At 73.5% G+C, this 20,652-nt stretch carries 16 protein-coding genes and 1 pseudogene; 10 read left to right on the top strand and 7 right to left on the bottom strand.

The window, feature by feature from the left end; translation table 11 throughout:
- Positions 1-28: 28 nt before the first annotated feature.
- The gene (locus ABL57_RS04940; protein WP_047802325.1) at positions 29-1,243 is read right to left on the bottom strand and encodes an acyl-CoA dehydrogenase family protein; all 1,215 of its coding nucleotides are present in this window, start codon (positions 1,241-1,243) and stop codon (positions 29-31) included.
- Between the two features lie 150 nt (positions 1,244-1,393).
- On the opposite strand from ABL57_RS04940, the gene ABL57_RS04935 reads away from it, so the two are divergent.
- Complete coding sequence (locus ABL57_RS04935; RefSeq protein ID WP_047802324.1) at positions 1,394-2,665, top strand: CdaR family transcriptional regulator; 1,272 nt, start codon at positions 1,394-1,396, stop codon at positions 2,663-2,665.
- An 8-nt stretch (positions 2,666-2,673) separates the two neighbouring features.
- Positions 2,674-4,602 (top strand): glycoside hydrolase family 15 protein, encoded by a 1,929-nt coding sequence (locus ABL57_RS04930; protein WP_047802323.1) that lies wholly within the window; start codon positions 2,674-2,676, stop codon positions 4,600-4,602.
- A 62-nt stretch (positions 4,603-4,664) separates the two neighbouring features.
- Here the strand turns inward: ABL57_RS04930 and ABL57_RS04925 are convergent, their stop codons facing one another.
- A complete protein-coding gene (locus ABL57_RS04925; RefSeq protein ID WP_047802322.1) occupies positions 4,665-5,549 on the bottom strand; it encodes a tryptophan-rich sensory protein in 885 nt (294 codons plus the stop codon).
- A gap of 109 nt (positions 5,550-5,658) precedes the next feature.
- Between ABL57_RS04925 and ABL57_RS04920 the strand changes: the two genes are divergently transcribed.
- Positions 5,659-6,942: a saccharopine dehydrogenase NADP-binding domain-containing protein gene (locus ABL57_RS04920; protein ID WP_047802321.1), complete on the top strand. Its 1,284-nt coding sequence runs from the start codon at positions 5,659-5,661 to the stop codon at positions 6,940-6,942.
- A 128-nt stretch (positions 6,943-7,070) separates the two neighbouring features.
- On the opposite strand, the gene ABL57_RS04915 is transcribed toward ABL57_RS04920, so the two are convergent.
- Together ABL57_RS04915 and ABL57_RS04910 are read right to left on the bottom strand one after the other, a co-directional pair.
- Entirely contained in the window at positions 7,071-8,246 is a 1,176-nt protein-coding gene (locus tag ABL57_RS04915) for a zinc-dependent alcohol dehydrogenase (RefSeq protein ID WP_047802320.1), read from the bottom strand.
- A 78-nt stretch (positions 8,247-8,324) separates the two neighbouring features.
- A complete protein-coding gene (locus ABL57_RS04910; RefSeq protein WP_238985979.1) occupies positions 8,325-9,074 on the bottom strand; it encodes a hypothetical protein in 750 nt (249 codons plus the stop codon).
- 237 nt (positions 9,075-9,311) lie between these two features.
- On the opposite strand from ABL57_RS04910, the gene ABL57_RS04905 reads away from it, so the two are divergent.
- The 5 genes and pseudogenes from ABL57_RS04905 to ABL57_RS04885 form a co-directional block, all read left to right on the top strand.
- A complete protein-coding gene (locus ABL57_RS04905) occupies positions 9,312-11,375 on the top strand; it encodes a primary-amine oxidase (protein WP_082157234.1) in 2,064 nt (687 codons plus the stop codon).
- 3 nt (positions 11,376-11,378) lie between these two features.
- On the top strand, positions 11,379-12,995 hold the full coding sequence (locus ABL57_RS04900; protein WP_082157233.1) for an APC family permease: 1,617 nt from the start codon (positions 11,379-11,381) through the stop codon (positions 12,993-12,995).
- Complete coding sequence (locus ABL57_RS04895) at positions 12,992-13,480, top strand: hypothetical protein (RefSeq protein ID WP_047802319.1); 489 nt, start codon at positions 12,992-12,994, stop codon at positions 13,478-13,480. Before ABL57_RS04900 ends, ABL57_RS04895 begins: the two co-directional genes overlap by 4 nt.
- Before the next feature lie 81 nt (positions 13,481-13,561).
- The gene (locus ABL57_RS04890) at positions 13,562-14,527 is read left to right on the top strand and encodes a helix-turn-helix domain-containing protein (protein WP_047802318.1); all 966 of its coding nucleotides are present in this window, start codon (positions 13,562-13,564) and stop codon (positions 14,525-14,527) included.
- A 30-nt stretch (positions 14,528-14,557) separates the two neighbouring features.
- A pseudogene (locus ABL57_RS04885) lies at positions 14,558-14,863 on the top strand (NAD-dependent dehydratase); the annotation flags it as partial.
- Between the two features lie 13 nt (positions 14,864-14,876).
- Here the strand turns inward: ABL57_RS04885 and ABL57_RS04880 are convergent.
- From ABL57_RS04880 to ABL57_RS04870, 3 genes are all read right to left on the bottom strand, one after another.
- A complete protein-coding gene (locus ABL57_RS04880) occupies positions 14,877-16,178 on the bottom strand; it encodes an Nramp family divalent metal transporter (protein ID WP_047802316.1) in 1,302 nt (433 codons plus the stop codon).
- Between the two features lie 193 nt (positions 16,179-16,371).
- Positions 16,372-18,156, bottom strand: a complete 1,785-nt coding sequence (locus tag ABL57_RS04875) for an N-acetylglutaminylglutamine amidotransferase (RefSeq protein ID WP_047802315.1) — start codon at positions 18,154-18,156, stop codon at positions 16,372-16,374.
- Positions 18,157-18,230: 74 nt separating this feature from the next.
- Positions 18,231-18,920, bottom strand: a complete 690-nt coding sequence (locus ABL57_RS04870; RefSeq protein WP_047802314.1) for a TetR/AcrR family transcriptional regulator — start codon at positions 18,918-18,920, stop codon at positions 18,231-18,233.
- Between the two features lie 152 nt (positions 18,921-19,072).
- Here ABL57_RS04870 and ABL57_RS04865 point away from each other — a divergent pair, with 152 nt between their 5' ends.
- Together ABL57_RS04865 and ABL57_RS04860 are read left to right on the top strand one after the other, a co-directional pair.
- Entirely contained in the window at positions 19,073-19,924 is an 852-nt protein-coding gene (locus tag ABL57_RS04865) for an urea amidolyase associated protein UAAP1 (RefSeq protein ID WP_047802313.1), read from the top strand.
- Between the two features lie 31 nt (positions 19,925-19,955).
- Positions 19,956-20,651 carry an urea amidolyase associated protein UAAP2 gene (locus tag ABL57_RS04860; RefSeq protein ID WP_082157231.1) on the top strand — a complete coding sequence of 232 codons (696 nt, stop codon included), beginning with the start codon at positions 19,956-19,958 and terminating at the stop codon, positions 20,649-20,651.
- Position 20,652: the final 1 nt, after the last annotated feature.

Genomic DNA, 20,652 nt, shown 5'->3' with positions numbered 1-20,652 from the left:
TCCGGTGGGGTGAGGGGGGCGGCGGCGCTCAGGCGAAGGCCGAGACGCCGGTGATCGCGCGGCCGACGATGAGGGACTGCATGGAGTCGGTGCCCTCGTAGGTGTAGACCACCTCCATGTCGGTGAGGTGGCGGGCGACGTCGTTCTCGAGCAGGAGCCCGTTGCCGCCCAGGACGTCGCGGGCGGTGGAGACGACCCAGCGGGCCTTCTTGGCCGCCGTGAGCTTGGCCAGGGAGGCCATGGGGCCGGTGAGGGCGCCCTCGTCCTGGAGCTCGACGAGCCGGAAGCAGATCAGCTTGATCGCCGTGGTCTCGGCGAGCATGTTGGCCAGGTTGTTCTGAACGAGCTGGTAGCTGCCGATCGACCGGCCGAACTGCTTGCGCTCGCCGGCGTAGCGGACGGCGATCTCGTAGGCGGCGATCGCGTGGCCGAGGGCCTCCCAGGCCACCCCGCCGCGGGTGGCGTTGAGGACCTTGTTGACGTCCTTGAAGGAGTCGCAGCGCTGCAGACGGTTCGCCTCGGGAACGCGCAGGTCCTCGATGACGATGTCCGGCTGCAGGATCGCGCGCTTGCCGATCTTGCCGGTGATCACGGTGGGGCGGAACCCGGCGGGGAACTCCGCGTCCGGTTCGCGTTCGAGCACGAAGGCCTTGACCTGGCCGTCCTCGACGTCCCGGGCGTAGATGACCACGACGTGGGCGTAGGAGGCGTTGCCGATCCAGCGCTTCGCCCCGTCGAGCACCCAGGTGTCGCCCTCGCGGCGGGCGCTGGTCTCGAGGGCCACGGAGTCCGAGCCGTGCTCCGGCTCGGTGAGCGCGAACGCGCCGATCCGCTCGAGGCGGGCCATGGCCGGCAGCCACCGCTGCTTCTGCTCCTCCGAGCCGAGGGTGTTGATCGAGCCCATCGCCAGGCCGGAGTGCACGCCGAAGAACGTGTTGATCGAGCCGTCCCCGCGGGCCAGCTCCAGGGACACCTGGGCCCCGGCCATCCGGCTCATCCCCGGGCAGCCGTGGCCCTCGATGACCGTGCCGGCCACGCCGAGCTCGGCGAGCTTCGGGACGAGCTCGAAGGGGAACTCCGCGCGCTCCCAGTAGTCGTTGATGACGGGGCGGACCTCCGCGTCGACGAAGGCGCGCACCCTGTCGCGGATCGCGCGCTCCTCGGCGGTGAGGCGGGCGTCGAGCCGGTAGATGTCGTGGTCCTCCAGCACGGAGGTCCTGGGTGCGGTCGCGGTCTGGGTCATGGGGTGCTCCTGGGCTCGGGCGGGCATCGGCGCTCGCCACCATCCTGTGCCTCGCGTCACAGCGGGTACATGGGCGCGGTGCACGAAGATCCTTGTGCAGCAGCGGCCGTTCTGCGGTCCGGACTGTGCACCGCGTGCGATCGTGGAGGAATGGAGCACAGCGAGGCGCAGGACACGGCGCAGGAGCCGGCGCGGCCCGGCGAGCAGGACCGGCTCCGCCGGGCCTGGACCGGGATGCTGGCGGACGCCGACCGGATCGCCGACGGGATCACCGCGGTGCTGCTCGGGAAGGGCCCGGCCGGTGGCGGCTGGTCCACCCCGGAGCTGCAGGCGCTGCTGCGCCGGAGCACCCGCGAGCACGTCGGCCGGGGCCTGCGCATCCTCGCCGGGCGCGCGGACGACGACGGCGGCACGGCCCGCGCGGTCGACGTGTGGCGGGACACGGGCATCGAGCGGGCCCGCCAGGGTGTTCCGCTGGAGGCGGTGCTGTCCGCCTACACCACCGGCAACCTGCTGCTCTGGGAGGCGATGACCGACCGGGTGCGGGACGGCCGGGCCGAGATCACCGCCGAGGAGCTCGTCACCGCCGGCCGCCGGCTGTGGCACGACCTGGGGGTGCAGAGCGAGGTCATGAGCGAGGCCTACCGGCGCGAGACCGCCCGGCAGGAGCTGCGGGACCTGCGCCGGCAGGAGAACTACCTGGCGGGCCTGCTCGAGGGCCGCGCCGCCGACCCGGAGTTCGCCGGCCAGGCCGAGCAGATCCTCGGGATCCGCGCCGACGCCCCGGTCGCCTGCGTCGTCGCCGTCGTGGAGGACCCGCACAGCGAGCCCCTGCACCACCCCGAGGACCGGGTGGAGCGGATGGGCGGGACCTCCCGCTGGGGCGTGCGCGACGGCGCCCTCTACGGGGTGGTCGCCATGCAGGGCGCCGACGAGGCGTGGCTGAGCGACCTGCTGCGCCCGGCCGTCGAGGGCCGGGTGGGGGTGGCCCTCGCCCGGCAGGGCATGGCGGACACCGCGGCCGCCTTCCGGCTGGCCGCCCGGGCCGCCGCGACCCTGCCGGTGGGGGCGCGGCGGCTCGTGTGGGCCTCGGCCCGCCTGCCGGAGCTGCTGCTCGAGACGAGCCCGGAGGTGGGCTCGATGATCGTCGAGCAGGTCCTGGCCCCGGTGCTCGCCCTGCCGGCCCACCAGCGCACCACGCTGCTGGACACCCTGCGCGCGCTCCTGCGGCACAGCGGCTCGCCGACGTCCGCGGCCGAGGAGCTGTTCTGCCACCGCAACACCGTGATCTACCGCAGCCGCCGGCTCGTGGAGCTGACCGGGTGCAGCCCGCAGGAGCCGCGGGGCCGGCTGCTGCTCGAGCTCGCCGTGCTCGCCCACGACCTGGCCGTGTCGGGGGGCCGGAGCGCCCCGGCTGGTTGAATGGGCCCATGAGCGACGAACCCCCGCGGCCCCCGTCCACGCCCCTGGAGGACTACGCCCTCCTCTCCGATCTGCACACCGGTCCGCTGGTGTCCCGCGAGGGCAGCATCGACTGGCTGTGCTTCCCCCGGTTCGACTCCCCGTCGGTCTTCGCCGCCCTGCTCGGCGGCCCCGAGGACGGGCGGTGGAAGCTCTCCGCCGTCGGCGGCGAGGTCGTCTCCCGCCGCTACCTGCCCCGCACCTTCGTGCTCGAGACCACGTGGCGCACCCCCACCGGCACCGCCGTGGTCACCGACTTCCTGCCCCCGGGCGGGTCGGAGGGCCACCCCGACCACGCCGACCTGGTGCGCCGGGTCGAGTGCACCGCCGGGACGGTGGAGGTGGAGCACGACCTGCGGATCCGCTTCGACTACAACCGCGCCCTACCCTGGACCCGCCGGGTCGAGGTGGACGCGGACGGCACGTGCGGGCTGCTCTCGATCGCCGGCCCCGACGCCCTGCTGCTGACCGGGCCCATGCTGCACGCCCACGGGGCCGCGCCGGCCGAGCCGCCGCAGGATGCGGCACCGGAGGAGCCCGGCCGGCCCGACGACGACGCGGGAGGGGTCTCCGACCGGCTGGCCGGGCGCTTCGCGCTCTCCGCCGGGGAGTCCCTGGACTGGGCGCTGACCTGGTACGAGTCCCACCACCCGCTGCCCCGGGCGGTGGACCCCGCCCGGGCCCTGGACCAGGCCGTCACGTTCTGGACCGAGTGGTCCTCGCACGTGAGCACGCACAAGCGCCACGAGCAGGCCGTGCTGCGCTCCCTGCTCGTGCTGCGGGCGCTCACCCACCGGGGCACCGGCGGGATCGTGGCCGCCCCCACCACCTCCCTGCCGGAGGAGTTCGGGGGAGTGCGCAACTGGGACTACCGCTACACCTGGCTGCGCGACGCGGCCCTGACCATCGAGGTGCTCGTCGCCCACGACTTCACCGACGGCGCGCTGCACTGGCGCAACTGGCTGCTGCGGGCCGTGGCCGGGGACCCCGACCAGGTGCAGATCATGTACGGGCTGGCGGGGGAGCGGCGGCTGGCCGAGAACGAGCTGGGCCATCTCACCGGGTACGAGGACTCGGCCCCGGTGCGGATCGGCAACGGGGCCGTGGGCCAGTACCAGGCCGACGTCGTGGGCGAGGTCATGCTGGCGCTGGCCGCCCTGCGCGACGCCGGGATCGAGGAGGACACGTCCTCGTGGGAGCTACAGAAGAACCTGCTGCGCTTCTGCGAGCGCAACTTCGAGCGCCCCGGTCACGGCATCTGGGAGATGCGCGGGGACCCGGCCTTCTTCGTGCACGGCCGGGCCATGATGTGGGCCGCCTTCGACCAGGGCATCCGTGCGGTGGAGGAGCACGGGCTCGGCGGGCCGGTGCAGCGGTGGCGCGAGCTGCGGGAGCAGCTGTGCACCGAGATCATGGAGCGCGGTTTCGACGCGGAGCTGAACACCTTCACCCAGACCTACGGCAGCACCGAGGTCGACGCCTCGCTGCTCCAACTGCCGCACACCGGGTTCGTGGCCTACGACGACCCGCGGATGCTCGGCACCGTGGCCCGGATCGAGGCGGACCTGCGCGGCGAGCACGGGCTGGTGCACCGGTACCGGACGGCCTCCGGGCTGGACGGGCTGGAGGGCGGGGAGTACCCGTTCCTGATCTGCACGTTCTGGCTCGTGGAGCAGTACGCGCGCAGCGGGAGGGTGGACGACGCCGGGGCGCTGCTGGAGCAGCTGGCCGGCTACGCCAACGACCTGGGCCTCTACGCCGAGGAGTTCGACCCCGACACCGGGCGGCTGGCCGGGAACTTCCCGCAGGCGTTCAGCCACCTGGGCTTCATCCGCGCCGTGGACGCCGTGGTGCGGGCGCGGGCCGGGGAGGACCTCCAGGAGCGGTCCGCGTCCTGACCCTGGGCGGTCCGCGTCCTGGTCGCGTGCGGGTGCCGCCCCAGCCTCGTGCGGGTGCCCTCCTAGCGCCGCGCGGTCACCGCCGCCGCACCGTGATCCGTGCGCCCCGCCGCGTGCGGGGCCGCCCCGGGTGCCGGGGCGCGTCCGCGCGCGAACGCCGTGGCGAGCACCACCAGCACGGCGGCGAGGACCGCGCCATAGGCCAGGGTCAGCGACTGGGGCTCGTCCAGGGCCCGGCCGACCGCGATCCAGGACAGGCCCCACGCCGAGGCGGCGGCCACGGCCCAGCGCCCGCCGACCCGGTGCTGGATCCACGCCAGCACCGCGGCCAGCACGAGCACCACGGCCACGCCGATCCACTCGGCGCCCGGCCCCTCCTGGCGCACGCCCGAGGCGACGAGGGCGGCCGCGACGTTGGCCGCCGTCGCGACGGCGACCCAGCCCAGGTACAGCCCGAAGGTGCCGTCCACCACGAGCTGGTCCAGCCGGGTGCCCGGGTCCGGCAGCTCGGCCAGGCGCTGCACCAGCAGGCCCAGGACGAGGGCCAGGACGCCGATGACGCCGACGCTGACCCAGATCCACCCCTGCTGGGTGACCAGCAGCCAGCCGGCGTTGAGGAGCATGGAGACCGCCGCGAGCCAGCCGGTGGCGCGGGCGCGCGGGTCCGCGGCGCGCGAGGGCAGCCACTGCCAGACGGTGTACGCGAACAGGCCCAGGTAGATCACCGACCAGATGGAGAACGCGGTGCCCGCCGGGGCGAGCAGGGTGGCGTCCGCGGCGAGGCTGCCCCCGGAGGACTCCTCGACCCGGGTGCCGAACAGGCCGATCCCCACCAGGGTGCCCAGCACGCACGCGATCTCGCTGACCGTGACCACGACCTGGCGGGTGCGGTCCGCGGCGGTCGGCCGGACGGGTCCGGCGGGGGCGCGGACGGGGGAGGTGCTCACGGGAGGACCTTTCTCGAAGGGCGCGGATCCTTGCCCACCAGGGTAGGAGACGGACCTGGGAGCCGGCTTCGGAAGAGGTCCGTCCCGGAGGGTCCCCTAGAGTGACCGGATGGACTCCACCCAGAACCCCCGGCCCGTCGTGGGCCTGCTCGGGGCCACCGGCATCACCGGGCGCGTGGCGCTGGCCCACCTCGTGGCGCGGGCGGCCGAGGCGGGGGTCGACGTCGTCGTCGGCGCCCGGGACCCCGAGCGCGTGCGCGCCCTGTGCGCCGAGCGCGGGATCCCCGTTCCCGAGATCGTGCCCGCCGACGTGACGGACCCCGGATCCCTGCGCGCGTTCGTGCGGCGGAGCGACGTCCTGGTCAACCTGGCCGGCCCCTACACCCGGCTGGCCCCGCCGGTGCTGGCCGCGTGCGTCGCGGAGGGCGCCCACTACCTGGACCTGACCGGGGAGTCGCAGCTGGCCCACCGCACCGACCGTGACCTGGACGCGCCCGCGCGGGCCGCCGGGGTGGCTCTCGTGCACACGGCCGGCTTCGAGGCCCTGCCCGCCGACGTGCTCGTGGACGCCGCCCGCCGGCACGCCGCCGCCCACGGCGAGACCCTGCGCACCGCGGACCTCGTGACCTCCGTGCGCACCCCACCGGGGACAGGGTTCTCGGAGTCGGTCTCGGGCGGGACCCTGCAGAGCCTCGTCGAGGTCCTGCGGGACCCCGACCCCGCCCGGATGGGGGACGTGGCCGCACGCCTTCCCGCGCCGGCGCCCGGCACCGGCACCGCCGCCGACCCCGGTGCGGTGCGCCGCACCAGCCCGCTGCGCCTGCGCGCCCGGACCGCCGGCGGCCGGGTGCTGGCCCCCATGAGCCCCCTCGCGGCGATCAACCCGCCGGTGGTCCACCGCACCCAGGCCCTCAGCCCCGTGCCGGGGGCCGCCGCGCACCCCCTCGCGTTCCGGGAGGCCGCGGACCTGGGCCGATCGGGAGGACTCCCGGGCGCCGGGCGGTTCGCCGCGGCCACGGCGGTCACCGCCGTCCAGTTCCTGGCCGGGCTCGCCGGCCGCCTGCCGCACCCGGTGCGCGCCCGTCTCGCCGGCGTCCTGGCGGCGCGGCTGCCGCAGGCGGGCACCGGCCCGACGGGGGACGTCCTCACCGGCTGGTCCTGGACGACCCGTGGCGTCTTCACCACCCACCAGGGCAGCACCTTCCCCGCGGTGCTGGAGGCGCAGGGCAACCCCGGCTACGGGACCACCCCCTGGCTGACCACGGAGCTGGCCCTGCGGATGGCGGTGCACGGCGTCCCGGACGCCGCGCTCGGCTCCTCCACCCCGGCCCTCGCCCTGGACGGGGATCTCGACGCGCTGCTGCCGGCCCGGGTGCGCATCACGGTCGGCTGAGCAGGACCGGCCGGGCAGGACCGGCCGGGCAGGACCGGACGGGCGCAGGGCACGACACCGCCCGGGCACGCAGCGAGCCCCGGCCCTCGGAACGAGGACCGGGGCTCACCGGGACGGCGCGCGGGGCGCTACGGCTTCAGCACCACCTTGATGCACCCGTCCTGCTTCTTCTGGAACTTCTCGTACATCTCCGGCGCCTCGTCCAGGGAGGCCGTGTGGGTCTTCAGGTCCAGGACGCCCAGCGGGTCCGAGGGGTCGTCCACCAGCGGGAGCAGGTCGTCGATCCACCGCTTCACGTTGCACTGCCCCATGCGGAACTGGAGCTGCTTGTCGAACATCGTCAGCAGGGGCAGCGGGCTCTTCGAGCCGCCGTACACGCCGCTGAGCGAGATCGTGCCGCCGCGGCGGACCGCGTCGATCGCGGTGTAGACGGCGTTGAGCCGGTCGCTGCCGGCGGTCTCCATGGCCTTGCGGGCCAGCGGGTCCGGCAGCAGCCCCACGGCCTGCTGCGCCAGGCCCGCCACGGGCGAGCCGTGGGCCTCCATGCCGACCGCGTCCACCACGGCGTCGGGTCCGCGGCCGTCCGTGCTCTCGCGCAGCTCGTCGGCCACCCCCGGGTGCGAGTCCAGCGTCTCCACCCCGTGGCGCTCGGCCATGGCGCGGCGCTCCGCGACGGGGTCCACCGCGATCACGCGGTAGCCCAGGTGCCGGCCGATCCGCGCCGACATCTGGCCGATCGGGCCCAGCCCGAGCACGGCCAGGGAGCCGCCCTCCGGGGGCGCGGCGTACTGCACGGCCTGCCACGCGGTGGGCACCACGTCGGAGAGGTACAGGTAGCGCTCGTCCTCACCGGTGTCCGGGACCTTGATGGGCCCGTAGTCGGCGTGCGGCACCCGCAGGTACTCCGCCTGACCGCCGGGCACGGACCCGTACATGCGGGAGTAGCCGTAGATGGCGCACCCGCTGTTGTACTCGCGGACCTGGGTGGTCTCGCACTGGGACTGCAGGCCGTGTCGGCACATGAAGCAGTGCCCGCAGGAGATGTTGAACGGGATCACCACGCGGTCACCGGGCTTGAGGTCCGTGACCGCGGAGCCGACCTCCTCCACGATGCCCATGGGCTCGTGGCCGACCACGTCGCCCTTGTCCATGAACGGGCCCAGCACCTCGTACAGGTGCAGGTCCGAGCCGCAGATGCCCGACGAGGTGATCCGCACGATCGCGTCCGTGGGCTCCTGGATCCTCGGGTCCGGAACCTCCTCCACGCTCACCGAGCGCTTTCCCTGCCATGTCAGAGCCTTCATCGATCCTCCTTCTCAGGGCCGGGGTCGCCGCCGTCGACGGGACCGTCAGCCTGCTGATCTGTTCGGTCGGGACCGATCCTACCCGGCGGGCTCGTCCCGGGGATAGGCCGCGGCCTGCCGGGGGGCGTTGCCGTCCCGCAGGAAGTAGGCCCCCACGGAGCCGGCCAGGGTCGCGAAGACGCCCACCGAGTACACCGCCAGCACGACCTCCAGGACCCGGGGGAAGCCGCCCTGCGCCCCGAGCTCCCGCCCCGTGATCGTGGACATCGCGGCGTCGGAGAGCGCCGGCCCGTAGTCCGGGTAGGCGCCCAGGACGTAGAGCAGCTGGCTCGAGACCAGGACGACGACGCCGGTCAGCGCCGCGAGCCAGCCGATCCTGCTGGACAGCAGCCGCCCGGCGGAGCGGGAGCCGCGGACCCCGGCCGAGAGCACGCTGCCGGCCCGGGTCAGGCGGGTGAGCCGGATCAGCCGGGCCGCCTGCAGCGCCCGGAAGAAGCGCAGGAAGGGGAGCAGGAGGAAGAGCACCTGCCACCAGTTGCGCTTCCAGAACGCCGCCGAGAACCGGGCGACGTAGGCGCGCAGCAGGAACTCGCTCACGAAGACCGCCCAGAACAGCCACCCGACCACGTTGAGGAAGGCCAGCAGGCCGGGGTCCTCCGCGAGCAGCTGGCCGAGCACCACGAACAGGAAGAGCACCCCCAGGATGCCCATCGGCCGGTCGAGCCGCCGGGCGAGCCCCTCGGCCAGGCCCAGCTGCTCCGCCTCCCGCGCGGCCGCGCCGGTGGAGCCCGTCCCCGGGGCCCGCTCCTCGTCCTCGGATCTCGTCACGTCGCCCGCCTGTCCCGTTCCCGTCGCTGGTCCCTTCCGCGGTCCACGCTATGCGACCGGGCGTGCGGGGGCCGGTCTTGACCCACAGCGCAGGCCGGTTGCCAGCGGGTGCACCCCGGTGCCGGATCCGGTCCGCGCCGCCGTGACCTGCCCCACACTGATCGTCAACGGGTTCCGGCCCGCACCGATCCGCAGGGCCCGCCGCGCCCGCTTCCGGACCACCCGAGGAGATCCGCCATGCAGGAGACCACGCTCGCCACCCCGCCGTCCGCGCTCGGGGTCACCCACCCGCTCGACATGCTCACCCCGGCGGAGATCAACGCCGCCCGCAGCATCCTCGAGGCCGCCGGCCTGCTGGGGCCGGACACCCGGTTCCCGCGGGTGCTGCCCGTGGAGCCGCCCAAGTCCGTGGTGCTCGGCCACCGGGAGGGCGCGGACGACTTCGACCGCTCGGTGGACGTCACCCTCCTGGACACGGGCACCGGCCGCACCCGCCGGGCGGTCGTGTCCGTGACGGCCGGGCAGGTCCGCTCGGTGGAGACCCTGCCCACGGGGGAGCACCCCTACGGGCAGGCGCAGTACCTGTTCGAGGAGTACGACCGGGCGGCGGAGATCGTGAAGGCGGATCCGCGCTGGCAGGAGGCCATGTCCCGCCGCGGCATCGAGGACACGACCCACACGTTCGTGGCCCCCATGGCTCCGGGCTTCTTCCCGCGGGAGGACGAGACGGGCAAGCGGGTGATCCGCTCGCTGACCTTCCACCGCCGCTTCGAGGGGGACAACCCGTGGGGGCACCCGGTGGAGGGCCTGATCGCGCACGTGGACCTCACGGCCGGGGAGGTCGTCCGGTTGGAGGACGAGGGCGACGTGCCGGTGCCCATGGCCGACGCCAACTACACCCCCGAGCACGTGGGCCCGGCCCGCACCTCGCTCAAGCCGCTGGACATCGTCCAGCCGGAGGGCCCGTCCTTCCAGGTGGAGGGCTCCCACGTGACGTGGGAGAACTGGAAGCTCCGCATCGGCTTCAACGCCCAGGAAGGACTGGTGCTCAACCAGGTCACGTTCCGCGACGACACCGGCGAGGAGCCCGAGGACCGCTCGGTGCTCCACCGCGGTTCCGTGCCGGAGATGGTGGTTCCCTACGGCGACACCACGAACACCCGCTTCTGGATCAGCTACTTCGACGCCGGGGAGTACCTGCTGGGCAAGAACGCCAACTCCCTGAAGCTGGGCTGCGACTGCCTGGGGGTGATCCGGTACTTCGACGCGTTCGTGGCCGACGACGAGGGCCACCCGATGGAGATCCCGCACGCCGTGTGCATGCACGAGGAGGACTACGGGATCCTGTGGAAGCACACCGAACCGGGGGAGGCCCCGCAGGTGCGCCGCTCCCGCCGGCTGGTGATCAGCTACTTCGCCACGATCGGCAACTACGAGTACGGCTTCTTCTGGTACTTCTACCTCGACGGCTCGATCCAGGTGGAGGCCAAGGCCACCGGCATCGTCTTCGCCGGGGCGTGCGAGCCCGGCCGGCCCAACCGGCACGCCGCCGAGGTCGCCCCGGGCGTGCAGGCCCCGGTGCACCAGCACCTCTTCTGCGCCCGTCTGGACGTCGCCGTCGACGGCACGGGGAACACCGTGCAGGAGGAGAACCTCGTGGCCCTGCCGATGGGGGAGGACAACCCCTACGGCAACGCCTTCACGTGGTCGCGCACCGATGTGACCCGGGAGTCCGAGGGGATCCGGGACGCGAACACCGAGACCGGGCGGAAGTGGTTCGTCACCAACCCGAACCGCCGCAACCACGTGGGAGAGCCCACCGCCTACCACCTGATCCCCATGCCCGGTCCGCGGCTGCTGGCCGCCGAGGGCTCCTCGGCGCGCCGGCGCGCGGCGTTCGCCACCCACCACCTGTGGGTCACCGCCTTCGACGCCGAGGAGAGGTTCCCGGCCGGGGACTTCCCCAACCAGCACGCCGGGGGCGGCATCGCCGACTGGGTCGCCCAGGACCGGCCTCTGGAGAACACCGACGTGGTGCTGTGGCACACCTTCGGCCCCACCCACATCCCGCGCACCGAGGACTGGCCGGTCATGCCGGTGGACTACTACGGCTTCTGGTTCAAGCCCTACGGCTTCCTCGACCGCAACCCGGCCCTGGACCTGCCCGACTGGTCCACCGCCGGCGGACGCTGCTGCGGCACCGAGGTCGGCCACGCCGATCCGGTCCCTGCCACGGAAAGCGCCCATGCCGTCACCGGCACCGGCGACCACCCGTCCCACGACTGCCACTGCGAGGGCTGAACCATGAGCACCAGCACCACATCGTCCGGAAACCTGCACGCCTCCGGCGGGGCACCAGCACAGGGCCACCTCAGCGAGCACGGGGGCCTGGACCGTCGGACGCTCACCGTCCCCGCCCTGGTCTTCCTCATCATCGCCGCCTCGGCCCCGCTGACCGTGCTCGCCGGTGGTGTTCCGACGACCTACGCCGTCGCCGGCCTGACGGGGGTGCCCCTGGCCTATGTCCTGCTGGGGGTGCTGCTGGCCGTGTTCGCGGTGGGGTACGGGGCGATGTCCGCCCGGATCACCAACGCCGGCGCCTTCTACGCCTACATCGCCGACGGCCTGGGCCGGCGTCAGGGCATCGGCGCGTCCTGGCTGGCGCTGGTCAGCTACAACGCCATGCAGATCGGGCTCTACGGGCTCTTCGGCTTCGCCCTGTCCTCCTTCCTGGAGGCCCGGCTGGGCCTGACCCTGCCCTGGTGGGCGGCCGCCCTGGCCGGGCTCGTGCTGGTCGGTGTGCTCGGGGTCAGCAGGGTGGACCTCTCCGCGAAGGTGATCGCCGTCCTGGTGGCCCTGGAGTTCCTGGTGGTGATCGTCGTCGACGTCGTCTCCCTCACGGTGGCCCCCGAGGGGATCAGCGCGCAGCCGCTGACGCCCTCCGAGTTCCTCGCTCCGGGCATCGGGGCGTTGCTGGCCTTCGGGATCGCGGCGTTCATGGGCTTCGAGTCCGGCGCGATCTACAGCGAGGAGGTCAAGGACCCTGCCCGTTCCGTGCCGAGGGCCACGTTCATCGCGGTGCTGATCATCTCGGTGTTCTATGCCGTGTCCGCCTGGGCCCTGGCCATGGGGGTCGGACCCGGTCAGATCGTGGCCGCCTCCCAGGAGCTCGGCCCGGACCTGGTCTTCGTGTTCCTGGGAGAGCACGGCGGGGTGCTGCTGACGGACATCGCCCAGGTCCTGTTCATCACCAGCCTGCTCGCCGCGCTGATCGCCTTCCACAACGCCGTGGCCCGCTACTTCTTCTCCCTGGGCCGCGAGTCCGTGCTGCCCCGCCGGCTGGGGGCCGTGGGGCGGCGCAACCACGCCCCGGTGGCCGGTTCGCTCACGCAGAGCGGACTGGCCGTGGTGCTCGTGGCCGTGTTCGCCGTCGCCGGGCTGAACTCGGAGCTGGGCCCCCTGTTCCCGGTGCTGACGCTGTTCACCTGGCTCACGAACGCCGGGGCCTTCGGGCTGATCTTCCTCCTGGCCCTCACCTCCCTGGCCGTCATCGGGCACTTCCGGCGGGACCCCGGCGGGCACTCCGCCTGGGTGCGCTGGATCGCCCCCGCCGTCTCGGGCCTGGGCCTGGGCACGGTCTTCGTGCTCATCCTCGTGAACTTCGACGTCCTCATCGGTGCGGAGGGCCCCAGCCTGCTGGCGGTCGTCATGCCCGCGATCATCCTCGCCACCGGAGTCCTCGGACTGGTCTGGGGCGAGTACCTCAGGCGCCGTCGCCCCGCGGTGTTCGCCGGGGTGGGCTCCGGCCGCGCCGTCGGGGACGGCCGGCCGGGGGCCGGCCCGCAGGAGGACGCGGAGCCCGGGCAGACGGTGCAGCCCGAGCAGACGGTGGAGCCCGAGCGCACCGCGGAGCACGGGTGAGCGCGGCGGGGGCCGCGGTCGCGGTGCCGGCCCGGACGCCGCGCCTGCTGGGCGACCCCCTCCGGGGCGCGCTCGCCCTGGGGACCGGTGTCTCCGTGGTCCTGCACGCACAGATGGCCCTCGGCGGCACCCACGGGCGCGGGTGGTCCGTGCTCATGGGCCTCATGGCGGTGCTGTGCCTCCCCTGCCTGGTCGCCCTCGTCCGTCCGGCGGCCGTGCACCCGGCGGCCGGCACGGTGCGGATGGCTCTGGGGACGGCCCTGGCCATGGCGCTCGGCCACGTCCTGCTGCTGCCGCTGATGAGCGGCGTCGGTGGTCATGCCCAGCACGGCACCCCGTCCGCCGGGACGGTGCCGGCCGCCGCAGGAGGCGCCGCCCACGGAGCCGGAGTGCTGCTCGTGGTCGGCGTCGAGCTGGCCGTGGCCGTCCTGGCGGTCGTGTGGCTGCGCCGTTCCGAACGGCGGCCGGTCTGCCGCCCGGTCTAGGATGGGACCACCGTTGTGATCGCAGTCACGGCGGGCCGGCCCGGTGCGGCCCGCCGCCGTTCCGGAGAGGGGGACTCCCGCATGGCCTCGACACCGCTTCCGCCGCGCCCCGCGCCGGCGGAGCCCGTGCTGGCCGAGACGATCCAGGACTGGACCCGGCTCGCCTCGCAGTCCTTCGTGCCGCTGCGGTGCACCACCACGGCCCGGCGGACCTTCCGTGCGAGCCTCGTGGCGCGGGACGCCGGGAACCTGCACGTCACCCACATGCGGGTCGGCCCCCACGCCGTCGAGCGCGTGCCCGGCACGGCCGACGGCGAGGGGTGCTTCAAGGTGAACCTGCAGCTGGAGGGCCGCTGCTCCGTGGAGCAGGCGGGCCGCCGCAGCGTGCTGGCGCCGGGTGACCTGGCGCTCTACGACACCTCCGCCCCCTACCGGCTCGAGTTCACCGAGGACGCCCGGCCGCTGGTGCTCATGTTCCCGCACGGCGTGCTCGACCTGCCCCCGGCGGCGGCCGGGCAGCTGCGGGCGGCCCGGCTCGGGTCGGAGACCGCCGTGCACGGGATGGTCTCGAGCTTCCTCGCCTCGATGGCCGAGCGGATGGACGCCCTGACCGGCATGAACGGGCAGCGCCTGGGCAACTCGGCCCTGGACCTGCTCACCACCTCGTTCAACCTCGAGCTCGACGACCAGGTGGCGGCCTCGGCCCACGAGGCGGACCGGCTGCGCGCCACGGTGCACGACTGGGTCGAGGCGAACCTCTCCCGCCCGGACCTCGATCCCACGACCATCGCCCGCGCCCACTTCATCTCGGTCCGGCGGCTCCACCAGCTCTTCCACGAGGAGGGCACCACTGTCTCCGCGTGGGTCCGCACCCGCCGGCTGGAGCGGTGCCGGCGGGCCCTCGAGGACCCCGTGAGCGTCGGGGTGCCCGTCGGGCGGATCGCCGCCCGCTGGGGGTTTCCCGACGCCGCCCACTTCTCCCGCGTGTACAAGGCCGCCTACGGCGTCTCCCCGTCCGAGGCGCGCGCCCGGGCGCTCACCGGCTGACGCGCCCACCCGCCCGGCAGGCCGCACCCGCCGGCGCTCGCGGCGTGGTTCGGGCTGGAGTGGGAGGGCTTCCGGGACGCCCCGCGGCCCCTCGAGGAGCAGATGCGCGGCACCGAGGACCTCTGGGCGCGGATCGCCGAGCAGCACGGGCTGGTCGAGCCCGACCTCGCGCGGGTGGCCTCGTGGTGGCACACGGACGCGGACCTGGGCCGGCCGATCGAGGTCGTCGCGGACATGTCCAAGAGCCGGCCGGCCGGATTCACGGTGTACCGCCGCACCCAGGACTGCTTCACCCGCCTGTTCGACCGCTACCGGGCCGAGCGCGTCATCCCCTGACCCGGTGGGGCCGTCAGCCGCCGAGGAGTGGTGCGACGGCCTTCACCAGTTGCTGGGCGCCCAGGATGCCGAAGAGCAGGGCGGTAATCCCCAGCGCGGTGTTGGTGTGCCACCTGTTGGCCCACTCCTTGGGGATCCGGCGGCCGTTGAGCAGGCCAAGCAGGGTGAGCGCCAGGAAGGGCATGAACAGCGAGCCCAGGACGCCGTAGGCGAGGATCAGGCCGATGGGCTGGCCCAGGGCGAAGAGGAGCATGGGCGGGAACGTCAGCCAGAGCACGTAGAAGCGGAAGTACTTGCCGCCGACCCGGGTGTCGGGGTGGCCGGACTCCTTGCCGCGGATGTTGCCCCAGAAGTCGGCGAACATCAGGGACACGCCGTTCCACACGCCGATGATCGAGGAGAAGGAGGCGGCCCAGAAGCCGACGAGGAAGCCGGTGCCGACCACGTCGCCGTACTCCGCGCGGAGCACGGCGTAGAGGTCCAGCAGGCCCTCGTCCCCGGAGCTGAGCGCCACGCCGGCGGATCGGACCACCTCGGCGCCGACGATCAGCATGGCGATGACGAAGATGCCCGTGACCACGTAGGCCACGGAGTTGTCGATCCGCATGACGCGCATCCACTTGGGCGTGTACCAGCCCTTCTCCCGCAGCCAGTAGCCGTAGGCGGCCAGCGTGATGGTGCCGCCGACCCCACCGGCGAGGGCCAGGGTGTAGAGCACCCCGCCCTCCGGGATGACCGGCACGAGGCCCCCGATCATCTCGGGGACGTTGGGGGTGGCGATGACCGCCAGCCCCACCACGGTGACGAACATCAGGCCGACCAGCGCGGCGGTGATCTTCTCGAAGGTGGCGTACCTGCCGAACCACACCATGACGAACCCGAGCAGGCCCATGACGATCGCCCAGGCCCACAGGGGCAGGACGGGGAAGACAGCGGCCAGCGGAAGGGCGGCGGAGGACATCGCGGTGGCGCCGTAGACGAAGCCCCAGATCATGATGTACGGCCCGAAGTACCACGTGGTCCACCGGCCCAGCGAGCGCCAGCCCTCGAAGATGGTGCGGCCCGTGGCGAGCGTGAAGCGCCCGGCGCCCTCCACCAGGATGATCTTCAGGACCACGCCGAGGACCACGGCCCACAGCAGCCCGTAGCCGTAGCGGGACCCGGCCACCAGGGTGGCGACCATGTCCGCGGCGCCCACGCCGGTGGCCGCGACGACCAGTCCCGGGCCCACGATCCGCCATTTGGCCGGCGACCCGCCGTCGTCGTCCGTGCGGGCGGCGTGCGCCCCGAAGCCGGGGTCGTTCTCTGTGCGCAATGCGTGTCCTCGTCGTCGCGTCCGATGCGCATTCCGTGGCGGAACCGGACGGCGAGCGCGCTGCGGTGCCGACGTCCGCACCGGAGTCGCTGTGCTCCGAGACACAGTACATGGTGGGCGGCACCGGAGACGGCCGGCGCACCGGCCGACGGCCCCGGTGCGCCCGACCGCGGCGGAGCCGTCCGCGCCCGGGTCAGGAGATGCCGTTCTCCTGCAGCCACATCTCGAGCAGCCCCAGCTGCCACAGCACGTTGGAGCGCAGCGGCGTGTGGTGCCGGTTGGGGTCCGCCAGCAGGGACTCCACCACCTCGGAGTTGTAGAGCCCGCGCCGCACCGCCGCCGGGTCGGTCAGCGCCGCCTCGACCCGGTCCAGGGTCCCGCCCTCCAGGGTGCGGATCGCCGGGACCGGGAAGTAGCCCTTCTTCCGGTCGATGACCTCGTCCGGGACGATCCCGCGCGCGGCGCGCTTGAGCACGCCCTTGCCGCCGTCGGCGAGCTTGAGCTCGGGCGGGATGCGCCCGGCGAACTCCACGAGCTCGTGGTCCAGGAACGGCACCCGGGCCTCGAGGCCCCAGGCCATGGTCATGTTGTCCACCCGCTTCACCGGGTCGTCCACGAGCATCACCGTGGAGTCGGTGCGCAGCGCGGCGTCGACGGCCGTCTCGGCCCCGGGGCGGCCGAAGTGGCGCTCGATGAACGACGTGGGCGCGTCGTGGGTCGCCATCCACTCCGGGGACAGGACCTTGGCCAGCCGCGACCACGGGCGGTCGAAGAACGCCTCCGAGTAGGTCTGGCGCGCGTCGTCGCGCGCGACGTCGGCCAGCGGCGGGTACCAGTGGTAGCCGCCCAGCACCTCGTCGGCGCCCTGGCCGGACTGGACGACCTTGACGTGCTTCGAGACCTCCTCGCTGAGCAGGTAGAAGGCCACGCAGTCGTGGCTGATCATCGGCTCGCTCATCGCGGCCACGGTCCGGTCGATCGCCGGGACCAGCCGGGCGTCGTCGATCGCGATCTGGTGGTGGTCGGTGCCGAAACGGCGCGCCACGCGGGAGGAGAACTCGAACTCGTCCCCGGACTCCTCGCCCCGGGACTCGAAGCCGATGCTGAACGTCTGCAGGTCCTCCTGCCCGCTCTCCGCGAGCAGGGCCACCACGAGGCTGGAGTCGATCCCGCCGGACAGCAGCACGCCCACCGGCACGTCCGCCACCATGCGCCGCTTCACCGCGGTGCGCAGCTTCTCGACGAGGCCGTCCTGCCAGTCCTGCGCCGACCAGTCCGAGCGGTCCTCGTCCCGGGTGAACTGCGGGTTCCAGTACTCGTGGTCGGAGGCCGACCCGTCCGGCTCGATCGTGCGCACGGTCGCCGGCGGCATCTTCCGCACGCCCTTGAGTATGGTGCGCGGGGCCGGGACCACCGAGTGGAAGGTGAGGTAGTAGGACAGGGCGGTGCGGTCGATCGAGGTGTCGACGTCGCCGGCGGCGAGCAGCGCCTGCACCGTGGAGGCGAACCGCAGCCGCGCCCCCGTGTGGTCGACGTAGAGGGGCTTGATCCCCAGCCGGTCCCGGGCGAGGACCGTGCGCCCGCTCGTGTGCTCGGTGATCGCGAAGGCGAACATGCCGTGGAAGTGGTAGACGCACTCCCGGCCCCAGCGGTGGTAGGCCTTCAGGGCGACCTCGGTGTCCGAGGTGGAGAAGAACTCGTAGCCCATGCCGCGCAGCTCCTCGCGCAGCTGCCGGTAGTTGTAGATCATGCCGTTGAACACGATCGACAGGCCCAGGCGGGAGTCCACCATCGGCTGCCCGCCCGAGGGGCTGAGGTCCACGATCTTCAGCCGGCAGTGGCCCATGGCCACCGCGCCCTGGGCCCAGACGCCCGATCCGTCCGGCCCGCGGCCGGACTGGGCGCAGGTCATGCGGTGGATCGTGCCCGGGTCCGCGGTCGCGCCGTCGAACCGGATCTCACCGGCGATGCCGCACATCAGCGCTCACCTCCGCCGCAGGTCCAGGAACTGGTCGGGTGGGACGAGCCGTGGCGGGAGAGCATCTCCCCAGTCTAGGCGTTCGGCGCGGATCGCCGGTCGGTGTCCTGCGCCAGACCGTCCACCAGTGCCAGCGCCCGGTCCCGGGTCGTCCCCGCGACGTGCTCGGGGGTGCCCGCGACCCGCAGGGCCGTGTCCGCGATGCGGTGCGCCGCGTCGTCGGGCAGGCGCGGCGCACGGCGCTGGCGCTGCAGGATGACGTTCTCCACGAGCCCCATGACCACGGCCGCGTCGAACGGTGTCGCCGGGCGCCCGCTCGTGCGCTCCAGCAGGGTTCCGTAGATCCGCTCCAGCGCGTCCCGGTTCTCGTGGAACTCCTCGAACCCTTCGCCGCGCAACTCCGGGGCGAAGTAGAGCGCCCCGAGGTTCTGCGGGTCCTCGAGCAGCAGCCGGGTGTCCGCGAAGCACAGGGCCCACAGCAGCACGTGCCCGGGGGCGTCGGCCGCCAGCAGCCGCTCGGCGAGGCGGCGCGAGGGCACCACCGTGCCGAGCACCAGGCGCAGCAGGACCTCCTCCTTGGAGCGGAACCAGTGGTAGACGCTCGCCTGCTGCAGGCCCGCGGCCTCCGCGATCGCGCGGGTGCTCGTCCGGGCGAAGCCGTGGCGCACGAACAGGTCCCCGGCGGCGTGGAGGACGTCCTGCTCGGCCCCGCGCCCCGTGGGGGAGGCGGGATTCTTGCGCGGGCGTCCTCGGCTCTTCGTCACGGGACAGAACCTACCAATCCCGCCCGCCGCTCGGCGGGGCGAGCAGGGGGCGTGGAGTTACCTCCCCGAAACGCCCGCCTGACCCGGGGGAAATCCCGCCCTGCTCTAATACCTGTCAACCGACAGAAAATCCGTCCGAGAAGGAGCCGGCCATGACCGTCACCCAGACCACGTCCGCCACCGGGACGACCGCCGGGGCCCGGGCCCACGCCCGCGCCCAGGAGGGCACCGTCGTCGCGTGCAGCCCCACCGTGCCCGCCACGACCTACGAGGACGCCCCGGCCCGGGTGGCGCCGGAGGACATCGTGTGGGCCGAGCGCGTGGCGGGCGGCAACTACACGCACAAGGTCCTGGCCCGCGGCACCGCCGTCCGGCTCACGGACGTGACCGGCGACGCCTGCGCCTCGGTGCTGCTCTACAACGCCGCGGAGCCGTTCGAGCGGCTCAACGTGGCGGACACGATGAAGATCCAGTGGCAGGTCCGCAGCGGCGCCGGGCAGGTCCTGCTCTCCGACCAGGGCCGTGCGCTGGCCACCGTGGTGGAGGACAGCTCGGGCCACCACGACGCCCTCTACGGCGCCAGCTCCCGGGCCCGCAACGAGGAGCGCTACGGGGACGGGCAGCCCCAGGGCCCCAGCCCGGCCGGGCGCGAGCTGCTCGTCCTGGCGGGCGCCAAGCACGGGCTCTCCCGGCGGGACGTCCCGCCCTGCGTCTCGTTCTTCCAGGGCGTGGAGGTCGGCCCCTCCGGCCGGCCGGTGTTCACGGGCTCCGCCGGGGCGGGCGCCTCCCTGACCCTGGTCACCGAGATGCCGTGCGTGCTGCTGCTCGCCAACGCCGCCCACCCCCTGGACCCGCGTGAGGAGTACGTGAGCACTCCGCTCGACGTCGTCGCCTGGCGCGCCCGGGCGACCGCCCCCGAGGCCCCCGCCTGGAACTCGGCGCCCGAACGCCGCCGCGCCTACCAGAACACCGCCGAGTACCTCCGCGCCCGCGGCCTGGCCTGAGCTCCTGCAGCGACGAGGAAAGGAACCCACCATGACTGCTCCCACCACCACTCCGGTCCCCGCCGACCGCGCGGCCGACCTCGCGTCCCGGTTCGGCCCCGAGCTGCGCCGCGAGACCGTGGCCCCGCTCGCCCCCTGGTCCACCGTCCTGCGGGCCGGCCAGGTGCTCACCATCGTGGACGTGGACGGCAACCAGGCCGTCGACTTCCTGGTCTACGACGCCGCGGACACCGCCCGCGCCTACAGCGCGCAGGCCACCCTGCAGGGCCAGGACAGCGTCTACCTGAGCGCCGGGTCGATCCTGCGCAGCAACGAGCACGACCCGCTGCTGACCGTCGTCGGCACGGACGTCGAGCGCCACGACACCCTCGGCGGGGCCTGCTCGAAGGAGTCCAACACCCTGCGCTACGGCCACCACACCTGGTCCCAGCACGGGTGCGCGGACAACTTCCTGGCGGAGCTCTCCCGGTACGGCATGGGCAAGCGGGACCAGGTCTCCAACGTCAACTGGTTCATGAACGTCCCGGTGGACCCGGACGGCGCCCTGGGCATCGTGGACGGCATCTCCGCCCCCGGACTCTCGGTGAGCCTGCGGGCGGAGCGGGACGTGCTGGTGGTGGTCTCCAACTGCCCGCAGGTCAACAACCCCTGCAACGGCTTCGACCCCTCCCGTGCCGAGATGATCGTCTCTGCCGGCACGGCGGTCCCGGCCGGTCAGGAGGCGTGAG

Source organism: Kocuria sp. SM24M-10 (assembly GCF_001027955.1).
GTDB lineage: Bacteria > Actinomycetota > Actinomycetes > Actinomycetales > Micrococcaceae > Kocuria > Kocuria oceani.
This window is presented reverse-complemented; position numbering and strand designations above follow the sequence as displayed.